Genomic DNA, 22280 nt, shown 5'->3' with positions numbered 1-22280 from the left:
TTGCTCCGCCGCTTTCCGCCGCGTCGTGTGACGGAAAGCGCCATTTTCCCCGTAAACATTTCTCCGGATTCTGCTTTTATGATGCAAACCCCGGGCTTTCGGGGAAAGGTTTCGACATGAAGACGCATGACACGCCTTCCGTTCCGCCCGGTCCTGCGCCTGATGCGCAGCTGAAACTTGCACAGATGGCCCTGCTCGGGCACGATCTGCGCGCCGCCGTCGCCGACATCCTCGCTGCCCTGCGCCTCGTCAGCCGCGAAAGGCTTGATGATGCCGCGCGGCGCCAGATCGAGCGGGTGCGGATCGCAAGCGACCTCACCGCGCGGCTGCTCGACGAAGGGCTCGTGCTCGCGGCCGCGGAGGCCGAGGCGGTCGGTGCGCAACAGGTGCAGACCGCCCGGCTGCTGCGGGAGCTCGAGATCCGCTGGTCGGGCCATGCCCGCGAACGGGGCATCACCTTGCAGCTCACCCTCGCCCCCGACATGCCGCCGGTTCTGGTGGTGGATCGGCTGGCGCTGGATCGCGCAATCTCGAACCTGCTGTCGAACGCGTTCAAATATGCGCGCAGGGGCATGGTGCAGGTATCCTTCCGCCTGACCCCCGGCGGTTTTCTGCAGATCCGCGTGCGCGACGACGGTCCGGGCTTTCCGCCCGAACTGCTCGGCCGGCTGCTCGAGCCCGGCCAGCGCGGCTCCACCCCGAACAGGCCCGGCTACGGCCTCGGTCTCGCCATCGCCCGCGACATGGCCGAGCGGCTCGGCGGCCGGATCGAGCTGCACAACCGGCCCGGCGGCGGCGCCACCGTCACACTGATCGTGCCGATGCTCTCGACCCTGCCGCTGCTCGTCGAGGAGGGGCCGACCTTGCCGGATCTGAGCGGGCTGCGTGTCCTCGTCGCCGATGACAGCCGCACTCATCAGGCGGTGATCTGCCACATGCTCGACGATATGGGGGCGACCTGCATCACCGCCGACCACGGCCGCGAGGCGCTCGCCCTGCTCGCCGCGCGCGACTATGACCTTGTGGTGATCGACATCGAGATGCCCGAGCTCGACGGTCGCGGCGTCATCGCTGCCCTGCGCGCCAGCGAGGCGCAGCGCCGGCTGCCGGTCCTCGCCTGCACCGCCGACGCCCGGCCCGAGACCCGCGAGGCGCTGCTTGCCATGGGCGCCGACGCGGTGGTTCTGAAACCGCTGATCAGCATTCCGCGCTTCGCCGCGGCCGTCGAGCGCACCTTGCAACGCGACCCGCGGCCGCAACCCGAGTCTGCCAAGACCGACCCGGGTTTCGTCGACGGGCTGCTGATCGTCGACGCGGCGCGCTTCGCCCGGCTGCTGGCGATTGCCGGCGAGGATGGCGGGCGCGAGCTGCTGCACCGGCTTCTGGCTGATCTGCGTGGCATCGACGCGCGGCTGCGCGCGGCGCTTGGCCGTGCCGACGCGGCGGCGATCCGGCGCGAGATGCATATCCTCACCGCGATCTCGGGCGAGCTCGGGGCGCAGTCGCTTTACGACTGCGCCGCCGCACTCGTCTCCGGCCTGCGCAAGGGCCGGGCCGAGACCACGGCGCTGCTTGGCCATGCGGTCTGCGAGCGGATCGCGCAGCTCATCGCCTTCACCGCCAACGAACTGAGCGCCCGCGAGGACCGGGCGGGAGACTGCCCGTGAACGAAGCCTCCGGCCCGCCGCGCACCGCCGACATCCTGCTGATCGAGGACACGCCCTCGCTCCGGTCGATCTATGACGCGCATCTGCGCAACGCGGGCTTCGTCACCCTCTCGGCCGCCTCCGCGGCCGAGGGGCTGGCGCTGTTTCGCAAGACCGACCCGGCGGTCGTGCTGCTCGACCTGATGCTGCCCGACCGCGATGGCATCGACCTGATGCGCGAGATGCTGGCGCTGCAGCCGCATACCGCGGTGGTGGTGATCACCGCCGACAGCTCGACCCAGCGCGCGGTGAAAGCGATGCGCGCCGGGGCGCATGACTTCCTCGTCAAGCCGGTCTCCGAGGCGCAGCTGATGACCACGCTCGGCAATGCCCGCGCCGCGGCCCAGCTGTCGCGACCGCAGGCGGTGCCCGGGCGCGAGGCGCCTCTTGCCGGCTTCATCGGCACCTCGGGCCCGATGCGCGCGGTCTATGCCCGGATCCGCTCGGCCGCGCGCTCGATGGCGCCGGTCTTCGTCACCGGCGAGAGCGGTACCGGCAAGGAGCTCTGTGCGCAGGCGATCCATGCGCTCTCGCCCCGCGCCGCGGCGCCCTTCATCCCCCTCGACTGCGGCGCGATCCCGGCCGAGCGCTTTGAATCCGAGCTCTTCGGCCATCTGCGCGGTGCCTTTCCCGGCGCGGTCACCGACCGGCCCGGTGCCGCGGCGCTGGCCGATGGCGGCACGCTGTTCCTCGACGAGATCTGCGATCTCGCCCCCGAGCTGCAGCCGAAGCTGCTGCGCTTCCTGCAAAGCGCGACGATCCAGCCCCTCGGCGCGGCGCAACCACAGCGCGTCGACCTGCGGGTGATCGCCGCCTCGGCGCATGAGCCGTTGCAGGCGGTGCGCGACGGGCGGCTGCGTGAAGACCTCTACTATCGGCTGCGCGTCGTGCCGATCGAGATGCCGCCGCTGCGCCAGCGGCCCGACGACATCGCCCCCCTTGCCACCGAGACCCTGCGCCGCTTCGCCATCCTCGAGGGCCGCGCCTTCACCCGGCTCTCGCCCGCGGCCGAGGCAGTGCTGCGCGCCCAGCCGTGGAACGGCAATGTGCGCGAGCTGATGAACGTGCTGCGCGCCGTCACGGTGACCCACGACGGCGACGAGCTGACCGAGGAGATGCTACCCGAGGAGATACGCCTCCCCGCCGAGCACCCACCGCCCTGCCCCGGGCTGAACATGACCACGCTCGCCGGACGCAGCCTGGCCGAGATCGAGCGGCTGGTGATCGAGGACAGTCTCGCCCGGCACGACGGATCGGTGCCGCGCGCGGCACGCGAACTCGATGTGGCGCCCTCGACGCTCTATCGCAAGCTCGACACCTGGCGGAAGGATTAGGCGAACTGCTCGCGCATCAGCCGTTCCTCGAGCCCGTGGCCGGGATCGAAGAGGATGCGGTGTTCGACCTTCGGCTCGGAACGGATCTCGACCCAGAGCACCGGCTTGACCGAGCGCGAGTCGGCATCGGCCATCACCGGCCGCTTCGCCGGATCGAGCACGTCGAAGCGCACGATCGCCGAGGAGGGCAGGATCGCGCCTTGCCAGCGCCGCGGCCGGAAGCTGGCGATGCCGGTCAGCGCCAGCACATCAGAACCGATCGGCAGGATGGGCCCGTGCGCGGAATAGTTGTAGGCGGTCGAGCCCGCGGGCGTCGACAGGATCGCCCCGTCGCAGACCAGCTCCTCCATCCGTAGCTTGCCGTTGACCGAAATGCGCAGCTTCGCCGCCTGCGGCCCAGCACGCAGCAGCGAGACCTCGTTGATCGCCAGCGCCTCGTGCAGCACCCCGTCGACCGTCATCGCCCGCATCGCAAGCGGGTTGATGACCTCTTCCTCGGCCTGGGCAAGCCGCGCCGGCAGGTCGTCGGGGGAATAGTCGTTCATCAGGAAGCCGACGGTGCCGCGGTTCATGCCATAGACCGGCAGCCCCGCCCCCGCGTGCAGCGTCTGCAGCATGAAGCCGTCACCACCAAGCGCCACGATCACGTCGGCCGCATAGCGCGGCACCTGGCCGTAGCGTTCCACCAACTCCCCGAGTGCGGCCTGCGCCGCTTCGGCATTGGCGGCGGCGAAATGGATGTGGTTCGGCCTGTTCATCTGCGCCCCCCGGGTTTCCGTCCTGATGTGACAAGCGACGATCGGAAACACAAGACGCGAATGGGGGCACGGATGCCGCGCCAAAACGTCCTGACGTCGTTTTGAGCGCTTTCGGCCTCGGAATTTCTGCGATAAACGGGCCGCGACCATCCCGTTCAGGAGACGCCCATGACCGCCCAACGCGACGCCGGCTTCTTTACCGAAAGCCTTTCCTCCCGCGACCCCGATATCTGGAAATCGATCACCGACGAACTCGGCCGCCAGCGCGACGAGATTGAACTGATCGCCTCGGAAAACATCGTCTCGAAGGCGGTGATGGAGGCCCAGGGCTCGGTGATGACCAACAAGTATGCCGAGGGCTACCCGGGCAAGCGCTATTACGGCGGCTGCCAGTTCGTCGACGTCGCCGAAAACCTGGCGATCGAGCGCGCCAGGCAGCTCTTCGGCTGCGAATTCGTCAACGTGCAGCCGAACTCGGGCAGCCAGGCGAACCAGGGCGTGTTCAACGCGCTGCTCGCGCCCGGCGACACCATCCTCGGCATGAGCCTCGATGCCGGCGGTCACCTGACCCACGGCGCGCGCCCGAACCAGTCGGGCAAGTGGTTCAACGCGATCCAGTACGGCGTGCGCAAGCAGGACAGCCGGCTCGACTACGAGCAGGTCCGCGCGCTTGCCCATGAGCACAAGCCGAAGCTGATCGTCGCCGGCGGCTCCGCCATCCCGCGGCAGATCGACTTCGCCGAGTTCCGCAAGATCGCGGACGAGGTCGGCGCGTGGCTGATGGTCGACATGGCGCATTTCGCGGGCCTCGTGGCCGGCGGGCAGCATCCCTCGCCCTTCCCGCATGCGGATGTGGTCACCACCACCACCCACAAGACGCTGCGCGGCCCGCGCGGCGGCATGATCCTGACGAACAACGAAGAGATCGCCAAGAAGGTGAACTCGGCGATCTTCCCGGGCATCCAGGGTGGTCCGCTGATGCATGTCATCGCCGGCAAGGCCGTGGCCTTCGGCGAGGCGCTGCGTCCCGAGTTCAAGGAATACGCCAAGCAGGTCGTGCTGAACGCGCAGGCGCTCGCCGACGAGCTGATGAAGGGCGGCCTCGACATCGTCACCGGCGGCACCGACACCCATGTGATGCTGGTTGACCTGCGCCCGAAGGGCGTGAAGGGCAATGCGACCGAGAAGGCGCTCGGCCGGGCCCACATCACCTGCAACAAGAACGGCATCCCGTTCGACCCGGAAAAGCCGACCGTGACCTCGGGCGTGCGTCTCGGCACCCCGGCCGGCACCACCCGCGGCTTCGGCGAGGCCGAATTCCGCGAGATCGCCCGGCTGATCGTCGAAGTCGTCGACGGGCTTGCCGCGAATGGGGAAGAGGGCAACGCCGAGGTCGAAGAGGCCGTCAAGGCCAAGGTCGCGACGCTGCTCGCGCGCTTCCCGATCTACCCGACGCTCTGATCCGATCGGATCACGTCCCGGGGCCGGCTTGTCCGGCCCCGTTTTCATTTCGACCTTTTTGCAAGAGTGTTCATGTCACCGCATGCTGCCGCCAGTACCCGTCTCGAACGGAGGCTGGGGGACTGGGCCCGGGCCCGTCTTCCCTTCGCCCTCGCCGAATTCGTCATGTTCGTGCTCAAGCAGGGCTGGGCGAGCCTGTTCGGAGGCCTGCTGCTCGGGGCGATCATGCTCAGCCGGACGATCTGGTCCGCGGACTGGCCGCTTGCCCGCTATGACGCGCTGTTCGTCTTTGCGCTGCTGGTGCAGGCGGTGTTCCTGTGGAAGGGGCTCGAGACCTGGGACGAGGCGCGGGTCATCTTGCTGTTCCACCTGACCGGCACCGCGATGGAGTGGTTCAAGGTCGCGGCGGGCTCCTGGACCTACCCCGAGCCCGGTTTCTTCAAGGTGATGTCGGTGCCGCTCTTCTCGGGCTTCATGTATGCCTCGGTCGGCAGCTACATCGCCCGGGTGATCCGCATCTTCGACATGCGCTTTGCGCCCTATCCGCCGTTCTGGCTGACCGTCGCCTTCGCCGCGGCGATCTACGTGAACTTCTTCGCCCACCATTTCCTGCCCGACATCCGCATTGCGCTTTTCGTGCTCTCGGTCGTGATCTTCGGGCGTACCCGGGTCAGCTTCCGGATCTCGGAGCGGCGCTGGTGGATGCCGATGCCGGTCACCGCGGTTCTGGTCAGCCTCGCGCTCTGGATCGCGGAAAACGTCGGCACGCTGAGCGGAACCTGGCTGTATGCCGGCCATGCCGGGCGCCATGTGGTGAACTGGGGCAAGCTCGGCGCGTGGTATTTGCTGCTCTACGTCGCCTTCGTCACGGTGACCATCGCCAGCCGCTCGGCGCTTGGCCGCGCGCCGGCGCCGGCCCGATCAGAACAGACCGCGTAGCCGCCCCACGGCCAGCACCAGCGCCCCGACCACCACGAGGCCGAAGACCACCGAGGCCGCGATCGAGCGCAGCAGCCCCTGCGCCCGCGCCCCGCTGCCGAGCGGACGCAGGTAGTTGACGCAGATGTCATAGGCTTCGGCGATCTCGCCCATGTCGGCCTGCCGCATCATCCGCGGCGAAGCGGCCAGCGCCTCGGCCTCGGCCAGCAGTTCCGCCGCCCGGCGCACCCTGCGGGGCAAGGCGCGGGAGCGGCTTTTGAGCCGGTCGCGCAGCGTGCGTCCGCGCGCCCCCAGCCGTTCGGCCAGAAGCTGCGAGACGCGCCCGGTCATCTGACGTAGGGTGATCGGATCCATCGGCGCTCCTCCTGGCGCAAAGCCTAGCCGTGCCGGCGCCCCCGTGCAACGTCCCCCCGCAATGCTGCCACTGGAACAGCGGCGCGGGCCGCGCTACCTATGCGCCATGCTGAACGTCATCGCCCATGGCAGCGACACCGAGCTGCCCCCGCTCCTCATCGTCCCCGGCCTCTTCGGCTCCGCCCGCAACTGGGGCGTGGTCGCCAAGCGGCTGTCGGAAAAGCGGCTCGTTCTGGCGCTCGACATGCGCAACCACGGCGACAGCTTCTGGTCGGGCGAGCATTCCTATCCCGCGATGGCCAATGACCTTGCCGGGGTGATCTCGGCACAGGGGCGGGCCTGCGACGTGATGGGCCATTCGATGGGCGGCAAAGCGACGATGATGCTCGCCCTGACCCGGCCCGGGCTGGTGAACCGCATCGTGGTCGCCGACATGGCGCCGGTGAACTATGACCACGGCGTCGCGCACGGCTACCTGATCGACGCGATGCAGTCGATGCGGATCGACGACATCACCTCGCGCTCGGAGGCCGACCGGCGGCTGAGCGAGCGGGTGCAGGATCCCTCGACGCGCGCCTTTCTGCTGCAGTCGCTCGAGCTGCGCAACGGCCCGGTGCGCTGGAAGTTCAACCTCGAGGCACTGAAGAACAGCCTCGACAGCATCCTGGCCTGGCCCGACCCGCTGCCCGCCACCGCCCATCCCTTTGCCGGGCCGGCGCTGTTCCTTTACGGCAAGAACTCGGCCTATGTCCGGCCCGAGTATCACGCGCCGATCCGGGCGCTGTTTCCGAAGGCCGAGTTCGAAGGCATCGAGGGGGCGGGGCACTGGCTGCATGCCGAGCGCCCGCGCGAGGTCGAGGCGGCGGTCGAGGCCTTCCTGTCGCGTTGAGGACTACGGGCAGGAGAAGGGCCGCCCCGGTTCCCGGAGCGGCCCCTTGCGTCGACGGAGAGGATCACAGACGCGCGGTGCGCATCCGGTCGATGATATTGGTCTTGGCGACGAACTGCTGGTAGAGCGCGCCAACGACATGCAGGCCGATCAGCACGAGCAGCACGGTGGTCAGCGCCCCGTGCAGATCGCCCGCATCCTCGACCCCGCCGAACCAGGCCACCGCGCCGGCGGCGACGGTGAGGATCAGCACGAGGTAAAGCCCCAGATGCGTGGCGGAGGCGATCAGCTTCTGAATCGCCGGTTCGTTCGCCGGGGCCGCGGGCACGCCGTTCTTGAAGCGCAGGGCGATCCGCCACAGCACCAGAACGAGAATGGTGATCCCGGTCGCCACATGCAGCGGAGCGAGGATCGATGCGGTGATCTGCTCGCCTTCGAGGCCGGCGTCGAAGGCTTCGCCAACGGCGTCGTTGAGCAGGAATTGCGGGATGAGGAGCACGGCGACAAGCCAGTGCAGGACGATGTGCAGGCGGGAATAGCCTTGCGGGGCGGGCATGATGACCTCCGGTTTCGGATAGCACAGTGCTGCCATGCAGCATTGCCCCCGACAAGCCTGCAATTCCAGTGAAAAGGCGCCCTGCAACCTCAGTTGCAGGGACCTTTGCCGCGATGTCAGGCGTTCGCGACGATTTGCCGGGCCACCAGCCAGGCGGCGGGAATCGCCACGACAAAGCCGATGGCCGCCGCGGCCAGCATCGACTTCATGTCGAACATGTTCATGGTCAGCGCGGCGATGATGAGGACACCGGCAAGGGTCGGGCCGGCAAGCGCGTAGATGATGCCCATCAGGCGGATCATGGGAAAGGTCTCCGTTCAGGCGCGTTTCATGCATCCACAGATCATCATTTGCGCCGGGCGAACCTTGATCTGGGTCAGATCGGCGCGCCGGGGCAGCCTGCACCCCCGCGGCGTGCTGTCGCAGTCCTAGCAGGCAAGCTCGAAGGTCGCCTCGCCGCTGTCGCCGATCAGCGAGGGGGATGACCACATCCCCCGCCCCGGGCCGACCACCATGCAGCCCGTCGCCTGCGCCGCCGCGCGCTCCATCAGCGCCGGCACCGCATCGCGCTCGGCACGGGAGAGATAGCCAAGCCGGATCACCTCGACATGATCCTCCTTGCGGAAGACGACGAGGTGGATGCCGTCGAGCGTCAGGTCATGCCGCTCGGCACCGAAGAACATCGGCCCCGGCTGCGCACCGCAGGCCATCAGCATCAGGGCGACAGGCAGGATCAGAGCGGGCAGGCGCATCGGACCTCGCAGAGGGCTGAACCCCGCCAGTGTCCCGATTCACGGTTAACAGAGCGTTAATTAACCGAGGGATGGCCGGGGCCACCGCCGCGGGGCTTACCAGAACACCGGCCCCCAAGCCGGCCCCATGCGGCTCAGCCGCTCGAGATTGCCCGAGGTGTGGCGACCGATCTCGACCATGCTCGCCTCGAGCATCGCATCGGGGCCCTGACCGCGCAGCGCAGCCACCACCGCGGCTTCCGCCGCCTCGAGGGCGGCCTGGGCCTTCTCCGCCACCATCAGGGCAAATTCCGACGGCGGCGTCGCCCACAGACCTGCCATCCCGGCCAGGCGCATCGCGATCACGGATTGTGCCTCGAAGCCGATGCGGGTGGCCTGCAGCGCCAGCGCCACCGGCGAAATCGGTTCATAGTCCATCGTTACCCTCTCTCGCGTCCGTTCCCCGGCCTCGGCCGTATCTTCCTGTGTCGCACCGGGCTGCGTCTGAGGAAAACCGTTCCGCTTATGACGGTTTTCCGGCGCCTGCGAAAGGGCGACTTTCGGGCAATGCCCTGCCGATTTCCGCAATCCCGCCGTGATCCTGGCGGCTGGCTCTTGTCTTTTCTGCAACGGCAGCCAGATCTCCTCCAAGAGCAATTGACTTCCACTCCAGTTCCTGAACCCTAGAGTTCAGGAAGGAGCCAGTGCGGCAGGACGTGCCACGCTGGCTCTCTGTTTGAAGCGAACCGGGACAGACAATGATCAAACGTTTCATCATCGCGATTCTCGCACTTGTTCTCATCGGCGGCGGCATCGTCGGCTTCAATCTGTTCCGTTCGAAGATGATCGCCCAGTTCTTCGCAACGATGAAGCCCGCGCCGGTCGCGGTCTCGGTCACCGATACCGTGCCGCAACGCTGGACGCCCGGGATCGAGGCGATCGGCACCGCCTCGGCCGCCCGCGGCGTCGATCTGGCGACCGAGGCCTCGGGCATCGTGCGCGAGATCCGCTTCGCGGCGAACGACCATGTCGAGCAGGGCCAGTTGCTGGTGCAGATCGACGACCGCCAGGAGCGCGCCGATCTCGCCGCCGCGCAGGCCGCCCTCGATCTGGCCGAAACCACGCTCACCCGCGCGCGCGAGCTGCGCGACCGCGGCGTCTCGGCCAATACCACGCTCGACAGCGCCGAGGCCGAGGCGGTCTCGGCCCGCTCGACGGTGGCGAAACTGCAGGCGGTGCTGGAAACCAAGCAGCTGAATGCGCCGTTCGCCGGCACTATCGGCATTCCGCAGATCGAGGTCGGCCAGTATGTCACCCCCGGCACCGTCTATGCGACGCTGCAGGACATCCGCCATATGCGCGTCGACTTCACCCTGTCGGAACAGCAGGCGGGCATCGTCAAGCCCGGCATGTCGGTCACCGTCACCCCGGAATCGGGCGAGGACGTGCTGGCCGGCACCGTCACCGGCATCGAGCCGAAGATCGACCCGAACTCGCGCCTCGTCACCATCCGCGCCGAGCTGCCCGACGCCGGCACCACCCTGACCCCGGGCCAGTTCCTGCGGGTGCGGGTGAACCTGCCCGAGGAAGAGGGCATCATCGCGCTGCCGCAGACGGTGGTTTCCTCGACGCTCTACGGCGACTCGGTCTTCGTGGTGCGCTCGGAAACGCCCGAGGGCGCGAGCGAGGCGCAGCTCGTGGCGCGTCAGGTCTTCGTCACCCTCGGCCGCCGCGCCGGCGACAAGATCGAGATCGTCAAGGGCGTCGAGGCGGGCGACAAGATCGTCGATGCCGGACAGAACAAGCTGACCTCGGGCGCGGTCGTGAAGATCGCCGAGGAGAACGGCACCGCCGTTCCGGCCGCCGGCAACTGAGGGACGCGCGATGCATTTCACCGAAATCTTCATCCGACGCCCCGTCCTGTCGACGGTGGTCGGCGCCTTCATGCTGCTGCTCGGCATCCAGGCCTATTTCAACCTGCCGGTCCGGCAATATCCCAAGGTCGACGAGACGGTGGTGACGATCACCACCACCTACGCCGGCGCCTCGCCCGACCTGATCCAGGGCTTCATCACCGCGCCGATCGCCGAGGCGGTGGCCACGACCGAGAACATCGATTACGTCACCTCCTCGTCGGTCAACTCGGCCTCGGTGGTGTCCGTCAACATGAAGCTCGGCTCGAACCCCGATGCCGCGCTGACCGAAGTGCTGTCGAAGGTGCAGCAGGTGCGCGGCAAGCTGCCCTCCGAAGCCGATGACCCGGTGATCGTGAAGGGCACCGGGCGTACCTTCGCGCTGATGTATCTCGCCGCGATCAACCCCAACATGACGCCCGAGCAGCTGACCGAATACCTCGAGCGCGTGATCAAGCCGCGGATGTCGACGATCTCGGGTATCGCCGAGGTCAGCATCATCGGCGCCGCGAATTACACGATGCGGGTCTGGATCGACCCCGACAAGCTCGCCGCGCGCGACGTCACCGCCTCCGAAGTGCTGGCGGCGATCAAGGCCTCGAACTTCCTGTCGGCACCGGGCAAGACCGAGAACATCGACGTCACCCAGTCGATCACGCTGAAATCGACGCTGCAGTCGCCCGAGGCCTTCGGCGCGCTGCCGATCCGTGCCACCGGCGACAAGGTGGTGCGGCTGCGCGACGTCGCCAAGGTCGAGCTCGCCTCGGACGACTCGGGCGAGATCGTCACCTTCGCCGGCCGTCAGGGCACCTTCATCGGGCTTTCGCCCACCCCCGCGGCGAACCCGCTCGACACTGCGCAGGCGGTGCGTGACGAGCTGCCGGCGATCAACAACGCCCTGCCCGACGGGATGAAGATCGAACTCGTCTATGACACGACCGAGCAGATCTCGGCCTCGATCGACGAGGTGTTCAAGACCATCGGCGAGGCCGTGGCGATCGTCATCGTGGTGATCCTGCTCTTCCTCGGCTCGCTGCGCTCGGTGCTGATGCCGATCGTCACCATCCCGCTCTCGCTCATCGGCGTGATGGCGGTGCTGCTGGCGCTTGGCTATTCGATCAACCTGCTCACGCTGCTGGCCATGGTGCTGGCGATCGGCCTCGTCGTCGACGACGCGATCGTGGTGGTGGAGAACATCCACCGCCATATCGAGGACGGGATGAAACCGATCCCGGCCGCGGTGCAGGGGATGAAGGAGATCACCGGCCCGGTGATCGCGATGACGATCACTCTCGCCGCCGTGCTCTCTCCGCTCGGCTTCACCGGCGGGCTGACCGGCGCGCTCTTCAAGGAGTTCGCCTTCACCCTGGCGGGCTCGGTGATCCTGTCCGGCATCATCGCGCTCACCATCACCCCGATGATGTCGGGGCGGATCCTGAAATCGGGCCATGCCTCGGGTTTCCAGGCCTGGATCGACAAGACCTTCGAACGCTTCGCCGGCTGGTACGAACGGCGAGTCAACGGCTCGCTCGACTATCGGCCGGTGACGGTGATGATCGTCGTCGTGCTGATCTCGGTGATGGGCTTCATGTTCATCCACACCTCGACCGAGCTCGCGCCGGAAGAGGACCAGGGCGCGGTGATCGCGATGGTGACCGGGCCGCGCTATGCGACCTCGGATTACACCGCGAAATACATCGACCGGATCGGCGCCGACACCAAGGACATCCCCGAGCTGCGCACCTATTTCTCGATCGCCGGGTTCGGCGGCCAGAAGAACCAGGGCATCTACATCTGGGCGCTGAAGGACTGGGCCGACCGCACCCGCAGCCAGAAGGAAATCCAGACGCAGATCCAGGCCTCGATCGACGCCTCGACCGGGCTCAAGGGCTTTGCCTTCGCGCCGCCCACCCTGCCGGGCACCGGCGGCGGGCTGCCGATCTCGGTGGTGATCCAGTCGATCCACGCCCCCGACCGCGTCTCCGAGGTGGCCGAGGAGATCCGCATCAAGGCGCAGCAGTCTGGCAAGTTCATCATGGTGCAGAACTCGCTCAACTTCGATGCGCCCGAGGTCCGGGTGACGATCGACCGCGACCGCGCCGCGACGCTGAACGTCTCGGTCGCCGAGATCGGCAACACCCTCGGCCTGCTGGTCGGCGGCCCGGCCGTGGCGCAGTTCGACCGCGACTCGAACTCCTACGACATCGTCACCCAGGTGCCGAAGTCGTTCCGCTCGAACCCCGAACAGCTCGGCCAGTATTTCGTCCGCGCCTCGACCGGCGAGATGGTGCCGCTGTCCTCGGTGGTGAAGATCGAAACCGGGGTGATGGCCTCGGCGGTCGAGCAGTTCAACCAGCTGAACTCGGCCACGATCTCGGCGCTGCCGATGCCCGGCCAGTCGACCGGCGACGGGCTCACCACGATCGTGCAGATCGCCCAGGAGGTGATGCCAGAGGGCTTCTTCATCGACTATTCGGGCCAGTCGCGGCTTGAGGTGAGCCAGGGGAACACCATCGCGCTCGCCTTCGGCGCCGCGGTGCTGGTGATCTATCTCGTGCTGGCGGCGCAGTTCGAAAGCTTCCGCGACCCGTTCATCATCCTGATGTCGGTGCCGCTGACGATCTTCGGTGCGATCCTGCCGCTCAACCTCGGGCTCGGCACGCTGAACATCTATAGCCAGGTCGGGCTGATCACCCTCGTCGGGCTGATCACCAAGCACGGCATCCTGATGGTCGAATTCGCGAACCAGCAGCGCGAGGAACACGGCCACACCCGGCGCGAGGCGATCGTGCTTGCCGCCAAGACCCGTCTGCGGCCGATCCTGATGACCACCGCAGCGATGGCGCTCGCGGTCGTGCCGCTGGTCATCGCCAAGGGCGCCGGCGCCGCCGCGCGCGAGGCCATGGGCATCGTGATGTTCTCGGGCCTGCTGATCGGCACGATGTTCACGCTCTTCGTGGTGCCGATGTTCTACACCTTCATCGCGCCCTCGGACGCGGCGATGCAAAAGGCGCGCGAGAAACGGCTGGCTGCGGGCTGAGCCCCCTGCCCTGTCGCACAAGACCCGCTGCCCCCGGCCCGTCCGGGGGCAGTTGCGTTTCGGCCGCGCCCCCTTGCATCCGCCGCCCCGCCCCGCTTTGATGCCGCGACCTCACCCCGGATCTGCCCTGTGCTCTTCCTCTATCGCCTGCTCCTGTCGCTTGCCCTGCCCGTGCTGCTGATCCGGCTCGGGCTGCGGGTGCTGCGCGGTGCCGAGCCCGCTGCGGCACTCGCCGAACGGCTTGGCGGCGGCGCGCCCTCGGCACCGGGGGCGATCTGGCTCCATGCCGCCTCGAATGGCGAACTGATCTCGGCGCAACCGCTGATCGCCGCGCTCTTTGCCGCGCGGCCGGGGCTGCGGCTTCTGGTCACCACGAACACCGTCACCGCCCGGGCGATGGCGCTTGGCTGGGGGGACGAGCGGATCGCGGTGCGGGCCGCGCCGCTCGACACCCGCTGGGCGCTGGCCCGGTTTCTCGCACGGCACCGCCCCGCGGCGCTGATCGTGGTCGAGAACGAACTCTGGCCGAACCGGCTGCTCGGCTGTGCCGCGTGCGGCCTGCCGGTGTTGGCGATCGGCGCACGGATGTCGGCACGCTCGGCGCGGCGCTGGCGCAAGACCGGGCTCGGCCCCCGGCTGATGCGCGCGATCACCGCGCTTTCGGCGCAGGACCCGGCCTCCGAGGCCGAGTTCCGCGCCCTCGGCCTGCCCGCCCGTGCGACGCTGCCGGTCGTCAACCTGAAGACTGCCGTGCGCCTGCCCGAACCCGATTTCAGCCTCGGCTGGCCGCGCACAACGACCCTGCTCGCCGCCTCGACGCACGCGGGCGAGGAGGAGATCGTCCTCGACGCCTTCGCCCGCGCGCGGACGACAAATCCGTCACTCCGGCTGATCCTCGCGCCGCGCCACCCGCGGCGCGGGCCCGAGATCGCGCGGCTGATCGCCGCCCGCGGCCTTGCCTTCGCCACCCGCTCGACGGGCGAGCCCGCCGCGGCGCCGGTGCTGCTCGCCGACACCATGGGCGAGATGGCGAACTGGTATGCCGCGGCGGGGATCTGCTTCATCGGCGGCACCCTTGTCGAAAAGGGCGGCCACACCCCGTTCGAGCCCGCAGCCCAGGACTGCGCGCTGCTGCACGGCCCCTCGGTCTTCAACCATGCCGACGCCTTCGCCGCCCTCGATGCCGCCCGGGGCGCGATCCGGGTGGAAGACGCCGACAGCCTCGCTGCCGGATTCACGCTTGCCCCCTCAGCGCAGGCCGATCTTGCCCGCGCGGCACGCCGCGCCCTTGCCGCGCTCGCCGCCGAGGGCGCCCCCGCCCGTCTGGCACAGGCGCTTCTTGCGCGGATCGACGCCCCGAAACGCCGCTGAAACGGGCACTTCCCTACAATTTCAGCAATTCTTCGCCGAACCGTTACATGGCTGTTATGGAAATCTGCGGCATTTCGTCCTATTTTTTTGTTCACAAGAAGATCAAGCGGCACAGCAGCCGCAACCACGGGCGAGGCCATGAAATTCGAAAGAAAGCTGGCCCTCCTGCGCGACGCGCAGGGAGCGGTTCCGGTCCAGTTCGCAGCCCTCTGCACCCGCCGCAAGGCCGGGCGCATTGAAGTGCTGCTCATCACCTCTCGCGACACGGGGCGCTGGATCCTGCCCAAGGGCTGGCCGATGGCGGGCAAATCGGGGGGCGAGACGGCGCTGACCGAGGCCTGGGAAGAGGCGGGCGTCGTCGGCCATCTCGCCGGCGCGGCGCTCGGCAGCTATGGCGCGCTGAAGGAGCTCGTTTCCGGCAAACCGATGCCCTCGCGCGTCGAGGTGCACCCGGTGCGGGTCGAGCGGCTGGCGGCGAAATTCCCCGAGAAGGGCCAGCGCCGGCGCAAATGGATGACCGCGAAGAAGGCCGCGAAATCAGTGGCCGAGCCCGAGCTTGCGACGCTGCTGCGCGCGTTGCCGCGCGGCTGAGCCGGCCCGGGCTTGCATTCGGCCCCGCTTCGCTTATCTCAGGGAAATCCCTTTCCCGCAGGCCGCCGATGATCCGCTATACGCTCAAATGCGATCAGGACCACAGCTTCGACAGCTGGTTCGCCTCCGCCGAGGCGTTCGAGAAGCTGCGCGCGGCCGGGATGGTGGCCTGCTCGGTCTGCGGCTCGGCCGTGGTCGAGAAGGCGCTGATGACCCCCGCCCTGCGCCCCGCCCGCGACACCACCGCGGAGACCGCCCCCGCGACCGCCGCGCATCCGCTCAGCACACCGCAGGGCGCGCTCGAGGCGGCACTGGCCGAGATGCGCCGGGTGATCGAGGAAAATTCCGATGACGTCGGGCGCGATTTCGCCGACGAAGCCCGCGCGATGCATGCCGGCGAGAAACCGGAGCGGGCGATCCGCGGCGAGGCCCGGCCGGACGAGGCCCGCGCCCTGCTCGAGGAAGGGATCGCGGTGACGCCCCTGCCCTTCCTGCCGCCGCGCAAGACGAACTGACCCCCTTGCAGCCGCCGCCGCAAGGCGCATTCTGGGGAAAAAGGACAAGGGAGAGAAGCACATGACCATTCTCATCACCGGCGCGAACCGCGGCCTTGGCGCCGCGCTTCTCGCGCACTATCGCGAGGCGGGCCGCGCCGCCTTCGGCACCGCCCGCCAGCCCGAGGGCGACCTGCTGCCGCTCGACGTCACCGCGCCCAAAAGCGCGGTGGCGCTGGCACAGCGGCTGAACGGGCTGCCGCTTGACCTGCTCGTCTGCAACGCCGGGATCTACCCCGACAAGGGCCAGGAGCTCGAGACCGGCTATGCCGCCCCCCTCTGGGCGCAGGGCTTCGCCACCAATGTCACCGGCGTTTTCCTGACGATCCAGGCGCTTTTGCCGAACCTGCGTGCGGCGAAGGGCAAGATCGCGATCCTGTCCTCGGCGATGGCCTCGGATGCAAACGCCCCCGGCGGCAGCTACATTTACCGCGCCTCGAAGGCGGCGGTGCTGAACCTCGGGCGCAATCTTGCGGTCGATCTGAAACCCGAGGAGATCTCGGTCGGCATCTATCACCCGGGTTGGGTGAAGACCGCCATGGGCGGCCCCGGGGCGCAGATCGAGGCCGAAACCTCGGCCGCAGGCCTTGCCGCACGCTTTGCCGCGCTCGGACCCGACACCACCGGCTGTTTCGAGGCCTGGGACGGCGCGCCGATCCCGTTCTGAGGCAAGCGGGGGCGTTGCCCCCCTTGCCCGGCCCCTCCGACCGCACAGGTTCAGAGGTCGTGCCAGAGGCCGAGCGCGCCGAGCCGGGGCGATTTCTTGTTGGTATGGCGATCCATCCGCACCAGCACGTCGCGCAGGAAAAGGACCGCGTCGTCAAGATGCGGCCCCTTGTTCAGCATCACGCATTCGGCACGCTGGCTCATCGCCGCATCGGTCATCTCGGCGCGGCTCGCCTGACCATCCTTGACCATGCTTTCGAGTACCTGCGTCGCCCAGACCACCGGCACCTCCGCCGCCTCGCACAGCCACAGGATTTCCTCCTGGATCTCGGAGAGCCGCTCGAAGCCGATCTCGACGGCGAGGTCGCCGCGGGCGATCATCACGCCGACCGGCATCCGCCCACCCGCCTCGACAATCAGCGCCGGCAGGTTGCGCAGCGCAAGCGGGGTCTCGATCTTCAGCATCAGCGAGGGGCCCGCGTGTTCGCCCACGGGTTCCGCCCGCTCCGCGAGCGCGGCGAAAAGCGCGCGCAGGTCCGCGCCGGTCTGCACGAAGGAAAAGCCGATGATGTCGGCGTGGCCCAGAACGAAGTCGAGATGGCCGAGGTCCTCCTCGGTCAGCGCCGGCACCCGCAGGTCGACGCCGGGCAGGTTCACCCCCTTCTCGGCCTTGATCTTCGCCCCCTTGCCCGGCGTGCCGGTGATCTCGGCCAGCACCCGGCCCGGGCTGACCTCGAGGATCTTCGCGCGGATCTTGCCATCGTTGATCCAGAGCGCGCCCCCCACCTCCATCGCCGCCATCAGCGCCGGATGGCTGAGGGTGATCTGCGGCAGGCCGGGCTTGGTCGAAAGCGTCTCGACCACCTCGAAGCGGTCGCCCTCGAACAGCCGCCCGGTCTCGCCCGGCTCGAGCTTTTCCTTCTTCGCGCCCTTCTCGCCCCTGCCGGGCGCCACCGTCTCGACCCGCAGCTTCGGCCCGGGCAGGTCCATCTGCACCGGCACCCTCCGCCCGGCCGCGGCGGCGGCGCGGCGCACGTGGCCGATCATCGCTGACCAGGCGTCGGGCCCGTCATGGGCGCAGTTGATCCGCATGCAATCGGCGCCGGACGCGATCAGCGTGGCGACGAGCGCGGCGTCTTCGGCCGCGTCCGAGGGCAGGGTGACCATGATCCGGGTGTTCGGATTGCCGCGGCGCGCGCCGAAGAGTGCATCGCGGCGCGCCGCGAGCCGCGCCGGGCCGGCAGCGAAGATCTCGACCGGCGGATACTCGGCCACCCCCTCGCCGCCGATGAGCGCGAGCGACGCCAGCACCGCATCGAGCGAGGGGCGCACATGCGCCTCGGAGCGGCCGAGCGAGGACAGCCCGAGCGAGGACAGCGGCGCCTGGAACGGCACCAGGTCGCCGCGCCGCAACGCGAGATAATCGGCCAGGTTGCGCGCCGAGGGCATGAATTCGGGCCGCAGGATCTTGCCGTCCCAGGCCTCGAGCGTGGTCTCGGCCCGTCGCGCCATGTCGGCACGCAGTCCTTCGAGCGCCCGGTAGAGCCCCCGCGCCTGTGCGCGCCGTTCGCGCCCTTCAACCTCTGCAAGACTCATCGCGATCCTCCTCGCTTCCCGCGGTTCCGGCTACGCCCGCCGGGTGACAGCGGCGTGACAATCGCACGACGGCCAGATCACGCCTTGCGGCACAGGCGCGCTCTTGCAAGCGCCGCCCCCTTCCGCTAGCAGAAGCGCAAAGTCCGGGGCAGAGGGCCGCGGCGTTTCAGGGGGGGTATCATGCCGCTTCTCGTCATGAAATTCGGCGGCACCTCGGTGGCCGACCTCGACCGGATCGCGAATGCGGCGGCGAAGGTGCAGCGCGAGGTCGACCGTGGCTATAACGTCATCGTCATCGTCTCGGCCATGTCGGGCAAGACCAACGAACTCGTCGGCTGGGTCGAGCAGACTTCGCCCCTCTATGATGCGCGCGAATATGATGCGGTCGTCGCCTCGGGCGAGAATGTCACCGCCGGTCTGATGGCGCTGCGCCTGCAGGAGATGGGCGTGCCGGCGCGCAGCTGGCAGGGCTGGCAGGTGCCGATCAACACCACCTCGGCGCATGGTTCGGCCCGCTTCGTCGACATCCCGAGCGCCAATATCGACGCGAAATTCGCCGAGGGCATGAAGGTCGCCGTGGTCGCAGGCTTCCAGGGCCTGTCGCCCGAGGGCCGGATCACCACCCTCGGCCGCGGCGGCTCGGACACCACCGCCGTCGCCTTCGCCGCCGCCTTCGGGGCGGAACGGTGCGATATCTACACCGATGTCGACGGCGTCTACACCACCGACCCGCGCGTCTCGTCGAAGGCGCGCAAGCTCGACAAGATCGCCTTCGAGGAAATGCTCGAGCTCGCCTCGCTCGGCGCGAAGGTGCTGCAGACCCGCTCGGTCGAGCTGGCGATGCGCTACAATGTGCGCCTGCGGGTGCTGTCCTCCTTCGAGGACACCGATGAAAATTCTGGAACCCTTGTCTGCGGTGAGGATGAAATCATGGAATCGAAAGCCGTCTCCGGTATCGCCTTTTCCCGTGACGAGGCGAAGATCACGCTCTTCACCATCGAGGACCGCCCCGGCGTCGCCTCGGCGATCTTCGGGCCGCTGGCCGAAGCCGGCGTGAACGTCGACATGATCGTGCAGAACATCTCGGAAAAGGATTATGACGAGCACCACAGCGGCGCCGTCACCGACATGACCTTCTCCTGCCCGATCAATCAGGTCGCCCGCGCGCAGAAGGCGCTTGAGGATGCGAAGGCCGCCGATCTGATCCGCTATGACGAGCTGATCATCGACACCGATGTGGCGAAGGTCTCGGTCGTCGGCATCGGCATGCGTTCGCACGCCGGCGTCGCGGCACGCATGTTCGATGCGCTCGCTGCGGAAAACATCAACATCAAGGTCATCACCACCTCCGAGATCAAGATTTCGGTGCTGATCGACCGGAAATATATGGAACTGGCCGTGCAGGCCCTCCATGATGCTTTCGGACTGGAAAAAGCGGCCTGATCTGACCGGGTCAGGCCCCTGAATGCAAGAAGCGGGGCGCGCGAGGTCGATGCCGGATCGCAGCGAGAGCGACAGCCGCAGCCGTAGCCTGCTGCGGCGTCTGCGGGACACGCTTGCCACCCCAGGCGGGGGGCAGGACAGGCTCGACCGGATCACCAGCCTGATCGCGGATTCGATGGGCACGCATGTGTGCTCGATCTACCTGTTCCGCGACCCCGAGACGCTCGAACTGTGCGCGACCGAGGGGCTCAACCCCGATTCGGTGCACCACACCCGGATGCGGCTTGGCGAAGGTCTCGTCGGCCGCGTCGCGCGCACCGGGGTGCCGGTGAACACCGGCGACGCGCCCTCCGAGCCCGGCTTCCGCTACATGCCCGAGACCGGCGAAGAGATCTATTCGAGCTTCCTCGGCGTGCCGATCCAGCGCGTGGGCGAGCGGCTCGGCGTGCTGGTCGTGCAGTCGCGCGAGGCCCGCGAATTCTCCGAAGACGAGCTTTACGGGCTCGAGGTGGTGGCAATGGTGCTCGCGGAAATGACCGAGCTCGGCGCCTTCACCGGCGAGCATAACGGCATCGGCGCCACGCATCGCTTCCCTGTCATGTTCCGCGGCACCACCGGCCAGGAAGGCGCCGCCGAGGGCCGGGTCTGGCTGCACGAGCCGCGCGTCGTGGTCACGAACCCCGTGGGCGACGACCCCGAGGCCGAGCAGCATCGCCTCGAGGAGGCGGTGATCTCGCTGCAGGCGCAGATCGACGAGATGCTGACCGCCTCGGTGGCGATGGACAAGGACCAGCGCCAGGTGCTCGAGGCCTACAAGATGCTGGCGCATTCGCGGGGGTGGGTGCGGCGGATGGGCGAGGACATCGCGCTTGGCCTCTCGGCCGAAGCGGCGGTCGAGAAGGAACAGTCGAGCGCCCGCGCCCGGCTCGAGCAATCCCCCGACCCCTACCTGCGCGAACGTCTCCACGACCTCGACGACCTGTCGAACCGGCTGCTGCGCCTGCTGACCGGCCAGGGCCGCGACACCGGGGCGGAACTCCCCGAGAATCCGGTGCTGATCGCGCGCAACATCGGCCCGGCCGAGCTTCTGGACTATGGCCGGCAGCTGAAGGGCGTGGTGCTGGAAGAGGGCTCGGTCGGCTCCCACGCCGCAATCGTCGCCCGCGCGCTGGCGATCCCGCTGGTGATCCATGCCAAGCGGATCACCACGGAAGCGTTGAACGGCGATCCGATCCTCGTCGACGGCGATCAGGGCATCGTCCATCTGCGCCCCGAAGAAACCGTCGCCGTCGCCTTCCGCGACAAGATCGCGATGGCTGCCGAGGCGCAGAAACGCTACGCCGACCTGCGCGACCTGCCGGCCACCGACCTGTCTGGCAAGACCGTGGCACTGATGATGAACGCCGGGCTGATGGCCGACCTGCCCTCGCTGATGAACTCGGGCGCCGATGGCGTCGGCCTGTTCCGCACCGAGCTGCAATTCCTGATCCGCTCGCGCGTGCCGCGGCGCGGGGAGCTTGCTGCGCTGTACAAGCGGGTGATGGACGCGGCCGATGGCAAGCACGTGCAGTTCCGCACGCTCGACATCGGCTCGGACAAGGTCCTGCCCTACATGAAGCCGCAAGACGAGCCGAACCCGGCCATGGGCTGGCGCGCGATCCGCGTCGGGCTCGACAAGCCGGGTGTGCTGCGGATGCAGTTGCAGGCGCTGTTGCGCGCGGCCGAGGGCCGACCGCTCTCGGTGATGTTCCCCTTCATCGCCACCCCCGACGAGTTCCACGAGGCGAAGGCCGCGCTTCTGCACGAACGCGACCGCGAGGCCGCACGCGGCCGCCCGGTGCCGGCCGTACTGAAGATCGGTGCGATGCTGGAAACGCCCTCGCTCGCCTTCGCCCCCGACAGCTTCTTCGAGGCCTGCGATTTCATCTCGATCGGCGGCAACGATCTGAAGCAGTTCTTCTTCGCCGCCGACCGCGAGAACGAACGCGTGCGGCGCCGTTACGACACGCTCGACAGCGCCTTCCTGACCTTCATCGAACGGATCATCGCGCGCTGCGACGTGTCGCACACGGCGCTGAGCTTCTGCGGCGAGGATGCCGGCCGCCCGGTCGAGGCGCTGACCTTCGCCGCGCTCGGCATCCGCACGCTCAGCATGCGCCCGGCCTCGATCGGCCCGGTCAAGCACCTGATCCGCCGTGCCGATCTCGACGCGCTGCGCCGCGTGATCCTCGAGGCGCGCAAGGCCGGCGCGCAAAGCGTGCGCCCCGCGGTGATGGCCTATCTCGCCACACTCTGAGGCCCCATGCCGCGCGGGCGGTGGGGAAAGAGGAGTATTTGGGCCAGGAAAAAGCCCCCTCGCGGTCTTCAGGGCCCCCGGG

The 22280-nt window shown here is 68.3% G+C and carries 20 protein-coding genes; 13 read left to right on the top strand and 7 right to left on the bottom strand.

What is annotated here, in order from left to right; genetic code table 11:
• The first annotated feature begins 116 nt into the window (after positions 1–116).
• A complete protein-coding gene (locus EOW65_RS08295) occupies positions 117–1667 on the top strand; it encodes a hybrid sensor histidine kinase/response regulator (RefSeq protein WP_128148493.1) in 1551 nt (516 codons plus the stop codon).
• Entirely contained in the window at positions 1664–3040 is a 1377-nt protein-coding gene (locus EOW65_RS08290; RefSeq protein ID WP_128148492.1) for a sigma-54-dependent transcriptional regulator, read from the top strand. The genes EOW65_RS08295 and EOW65_RS08290 overlap by 4 nt, the downstream gene beginning before the upstream one ends.
• Here the strand turns inward: EOW65_RS08290 and EOW65_RS08285 are convergent.
• Positions 3037–3798, bottom strand: a complete 762-nt coding sequence (locus EOW65_RS08285) for an NAD kinase (RefSeq protein WP_128148491.1) — start codon at positions 3796–3798, stop codon at positions 3037–3039. The two genes, EOW65_RS08290 and EOW65_RS08285, sit on opposite strands and share 4 nt — an antisense overlap.
• Positions 3799–3966: 168 nt before the next feature.
• On the opposite strand from EOW65_RS08285, the gene glyA reads away from it, so the two are divergent.
• Together glyA and EOW65_RS08275 are read left to right on the top strand one after the other, a co-directional pair.
• Entirely contained in the window at positions 3967–5259 is a 1293-nt protein-coding gene (glyA, locus tag EOW65_RS08280; RefSeq protein WP_128148490.1) for a serine hydroxymethyltransferase, read from the top strand.
• Positions 5260–5424: 165 nt separating this feature from the next.
• A complete protein-coding gene (locus EOW65_RS08275; RefSeq protein ID WP_240664581.1) occupies positions 5425–6198 on the top strand; it encodes a DUF817 domain-containing protein in 774 nt (257 codons plus the stop codon).
• On the opposite strand, the gene EOW65_RS08270 is transcribed toward EOW65_RS08275, so the two are convergent.
• Positions 6181–6552 carry a hypothetical protein gene (locus EOW65_RS08270; protein ID WP_128148488.1) on the bottom strand — a complete coding sequence of 124 codons (372 nt, stop codon included), beginning with the start codon at positions 6550–6552 and terminating at the stop codon, positions 6181–6183. The genes EOW65_RS08275 and EOW65_RS08270 overlap by 18 nt on opposite strands.
• A gap of 106 nt (positions 6553–6658) precedes the next feature.
• Here EOW65_RS08270 and EOW65_RS08265 point away from each other — a divergent pair, with 106 nt between their 5' ends.
• A complete protein-coding gene (locus EOW65_RS08265) occupies positions 6659–7441 on the top strand; it encodes an alpha/beta fold hydrolase (RefSeq protein ID WP_128148487.1) in 783 nt (260 codons plus the stop codon).
• A 64-nt stretch (positions 7442–7505) separates the two neighbouring features.
• Here EOW65_RS08265 and EOW65_RS08260 read toward each other — a convergent pair whose 3' ends face one another.
• From EOW65_RS08260 to EOW65_RS08245, 4 genes are all read right to left on the bottom strand, one after another.
• On the bottom strand, positions 7506–7997 hold the full coding sequence (locus EOW65_RS08260) for a cytochrome b (RefSeq protein ID WP_164880035.1): 492 nt from the start codon (positions 7995–7997) through the stop codon (positions 7506–7508).
• Positions 7998–8113: 116 nt separating this feature from the next.
• Positions 8114–8299 (bottom strand): hypothetical protein, encoded by a 186-nt coding sequence (locus tag EOW65_RS08255; RefSeq protein ID WP_113899813.1) that lies wholly within the window; start codon positions 8297–8299, stop codon positions 8114–8116.
• 126 nt (positions 8300–8425) lie between these two features.
• On the bottom strand, positions 8426–8749 hold the full coding sequence (locus tag EOW65_RS08250; RefSeq protein ID WP_128148485.1) for a hypothetical protein: 324 nt from the start codon (positions 8747–8749) through the stop codon (positions 8426–8428).
• A 96-nt stretch (positions 8750–8845) separates the two neighbouring features.
• Entirely contained in the window at positions 8846–9166 is a 321-nt protein-coding gene (locus tag EOW65_RS08245; RefSeq protein ID WP_113899815.1) for an antibiotic ABC transporter, read from the bottom strand.
• Between the two features lie 320 nt (positions 9167–9486).
• Between EOW65_RS08245 and EOW65_RS08240 the strand changes: the two genes are divergently transcribed.
• The 6 genes from EOW65_RS08240 (at position 9487) to EOW65_RS08215 (ending at position 16864) form a co-directional block, all read left to right on the top strand.
• Entirely contained in the window at positions 9487–10602 is a 1116-nt protein-coding gene (locus EOW65_RS08240; protein WP_128148484.1) for an efflux RND transporter periplasmic adaptor subunit, read from the top strand.
• A gap of 10 nt (positions 10603–10612) precedes the next feature.
• Complete coding sequence (locus EOW65_RS08235) at positions 10613–13681, top strand: efflux RND transporter permease subunit (protein ID WP_128148483.1); 3069 nt, start codon at positions 10613–10615, stop codon at positions 13679–13681.
• A 129-nt stretch (positions 13682–13810) separates the two neighbouring features.
• Positions 13811–15052 (top strand): 3-deoxy-D-manno-octulosonic acid transferase, encoded by a 1242-nt coding sequence (locus EOW65_RS08230; protein ID WP_128148482.1) that lies wholly within the window; start codon positions 13811–13813, stop codon positions 15050–15052.
• Between the two features lie 138 nt (positions 15053–15190).
• On the top strand, positions 15191–15643 hold the full coding sequence (locus tag EOW65_RS08225; RefSeq protein ID WP_128148481.1) for an NUDIX hydrolase: 453 nt from the start codon (positions 15191–15193) through the stop codon (positions 15641–15643).
• 68 nt (positions 15644–15711) lie between these two features.
• Complete coding sequence (locus tag EOW65_RS08220; protein ID WP_128148480.1) at positions 15712–16158, top strand: DUF1178 family protein; 447 nt, start codon at positions 15712–15714, stop codon at positions 16156–16158.
• A gap of 61 nt (positions 16159–16219) precedes the next feature.
• Entirely contained in the window at positions 16220–16864 is a 645-nt protein-coding gene (locus tag EOW65_RS08215) for an SDR family NAD(P)-dependent oxidoreductase (RefSeq protein ID WP_128148479.1), read from the top strand.
• Positions 16865–16914: 50 nt separating this feature from the next.
• On the opposite strand, the gene EOW65_RS08210 is transcribed toward EOW65_RS08215, so the two are convergent.
• A complete protein-coding gene (locus EOW65_RS08210; RefSeq protein ID WP_128148478.1) occupies positions 16915–18459 on the bottom strand; it encodes a pyruvate kinase in 1545 nt (514 codons plus the stop codon).
• 180 nt (positions 18460–18639) lie between these two features.
• Between EOW65_RS08210 and EOW65_RS08205 the strand changes: the two genes are divergently transcribed.
• Together EOW65_RS08205 and ptsP are read left to right on the top strand one after the other, a co-directional pair.
• Positions 18640–19902, top strand: a complete 1263-nt coding sequence (locus EOW65_RS08205; protein WP_128148477.1) for an aspartate kinase — start codon at positions 18640–18642, stop codon at positions 19900–19902.
• 49 nt (positions 19903–19951) lie between these two features.
• Positions 19952–22198 carry a phosphoenolpyruvate--protein phosphotransferase gene (gene ptsP, locus EOW65_RS08200; RefSeq protein ID WP_128148476.1) on the top strand — a complete coding sequence of 749 codons (2247 nt, stop codon included), beginning with the start codon at positions 19952–19954 and terminating at the stop codon, positions 22196–22198.
• Positions 22199–22280: the final 82 nt, after the last annotated feature.

It is taken from the genome of Paenirhodobacter ferrireducens, from assembly GCF_004022265.1.
Lineage (GTDB): Bacteria > Pseudomonadota > Alphaproteobacteria > Rhodobacterales > Rhodobacteraceae > Rhodobacter > Rhodobacter ferrireducens.
The sequence above is the reverse complement of the archived record's forward strand: the minus strand, read 5'-3'. Positions and strand labels throughout refer to the sequence as shown.

Excerpts from the sequence above, each read along its gene's own strand:
- EOW65_RS08215 (WP_128148479.1), top strand. The coding sequence starts at position 16,220 with ATGACCATTCTCATCACCGGCGCGAACCGCGGCCTTGGCGCCGCGCTT.
- EOW65_RS08255 (WP_113899813.1), bottom strand. The coding sequence starts at position 8,299 with ATGATCCGCCTGATGGGCATCATCTACGCGCTTGCCGGCCCGACCCTT.
- EOW65_RS08250 (WP_128148485.1), bottom strand. The coding sequence starts at position 8,749 with ATGCGCCTGCCCGCTCTGATCCTGCCTGTCGCCCTGATGCTGATGGCC.
- EOW65_RS08275 (WP_240664581.1), top strand. The coding sequence starts at position 5,425 with ATGTTCGTGCTCAAGCAGGGCTGGGCGAGCCTGTTCGGAGGCCTGCTG.
- EOW65_RS08265 (WP_128148487.1), top strand. The coding sequence starts at position 6,659 with ATGCTGAACGTCATCGCCCATGGCAGCGACACCGAGCTGCCCCCGCTC.
- EOW65_RS08240 (WP_128148484.1), top strand. The coding sequence starts at position 9,487 with ATGATCAAACGTTTCATCATCGCGATTCTCGCACTTGTTCTCATCGGC.
- EOW65_RS08205 (WP_128148477.1), top strand. The coding sequence starts at position 18,640 with ATGCCGCTTCTCGTCATGAAATTCGGCGGCACCTCGGTGGCCGACCTC.
- EOW65_RS08225 (WP_128148481.1), top strand. The coding sequence starts at position 15,191 with ATGAAATTCGAAAGAAAGCTGGCCCTCCTGCGCGACGCGCAGGGAGCG.
- EOW65_RS08235 (WP_128148483.1), top strand. The coding sequence starts at position 10,613 with ATGCATTTCACCGAAATCTTCATCCGACGCCCCGTCCTGTCGACGGTG.
- ptsP (WP_128148476.1), top strand. The coding sequence starts at position 19,952 with ATGCCGGATCGCAGCGAGAGCGACAGCCGCAGCCGTAGCCTGCTGCGG.
- EOW65_RS08295 (WP_128148493.1), top strand. The coding sequence starts at position 117 with ATGAAGACGCATGACACGCCTTCCGTTCCGCCCGGTCCTGCGCCTGAT.
- glyA (WP_128148490.1), top strand. The coding sequence starts at position 3,967 with ATGACCGCCCAACGCGACGCCGGCTTCTTTACCGAAAGCCTTTCCTCC.
- EOW65_RS08210 (WP_128148478.1), bottom strand. The coding sequence starts at position 18,459 with ATGAGTCTTGCAGAGGTTGAAGGGCGCGAACGGCGCGCACAGGCGCGG.
- EOW65_RS08245 (WP_113899815.1), bottom strand. The coding sequence starts at position 9,166 with ATGGACTATGAACCGATTTCGCCGGTGGCGCTGGCGCTGCAGGCCACC.
- EOW65_RS08270 (WP_128148488.1), bottom strand. The coding sequence starts at position 6,552 with ATGGATCCGATCACCCTACGTCAGATGACCGGGCGCGTCTCGCAGCTT.
- EOW65_RS08220 (WP_128148480.1), top strand. The coding sequence starts at position 15,712 with ATGATCCGCTATACGCTCAAATGCGATCAGGACCACAGCTTCGACAGC.
- EOW65_RS08285 (WP_128148491.1), bottom strand. The coding sequence starts at position 3,798 with ATGAACAGGCCGAACCACATCCATTTCGCCGCCGCCAATGCCGAAGCG.
- EOW65_RS08260 (WP_164880035.1), bottom strand. The coding sequence starts at position 7,997 with ATGCCCGCCCCGCAAGGCTATTCCCGCCTGCACATCGTCCTGCACTGG.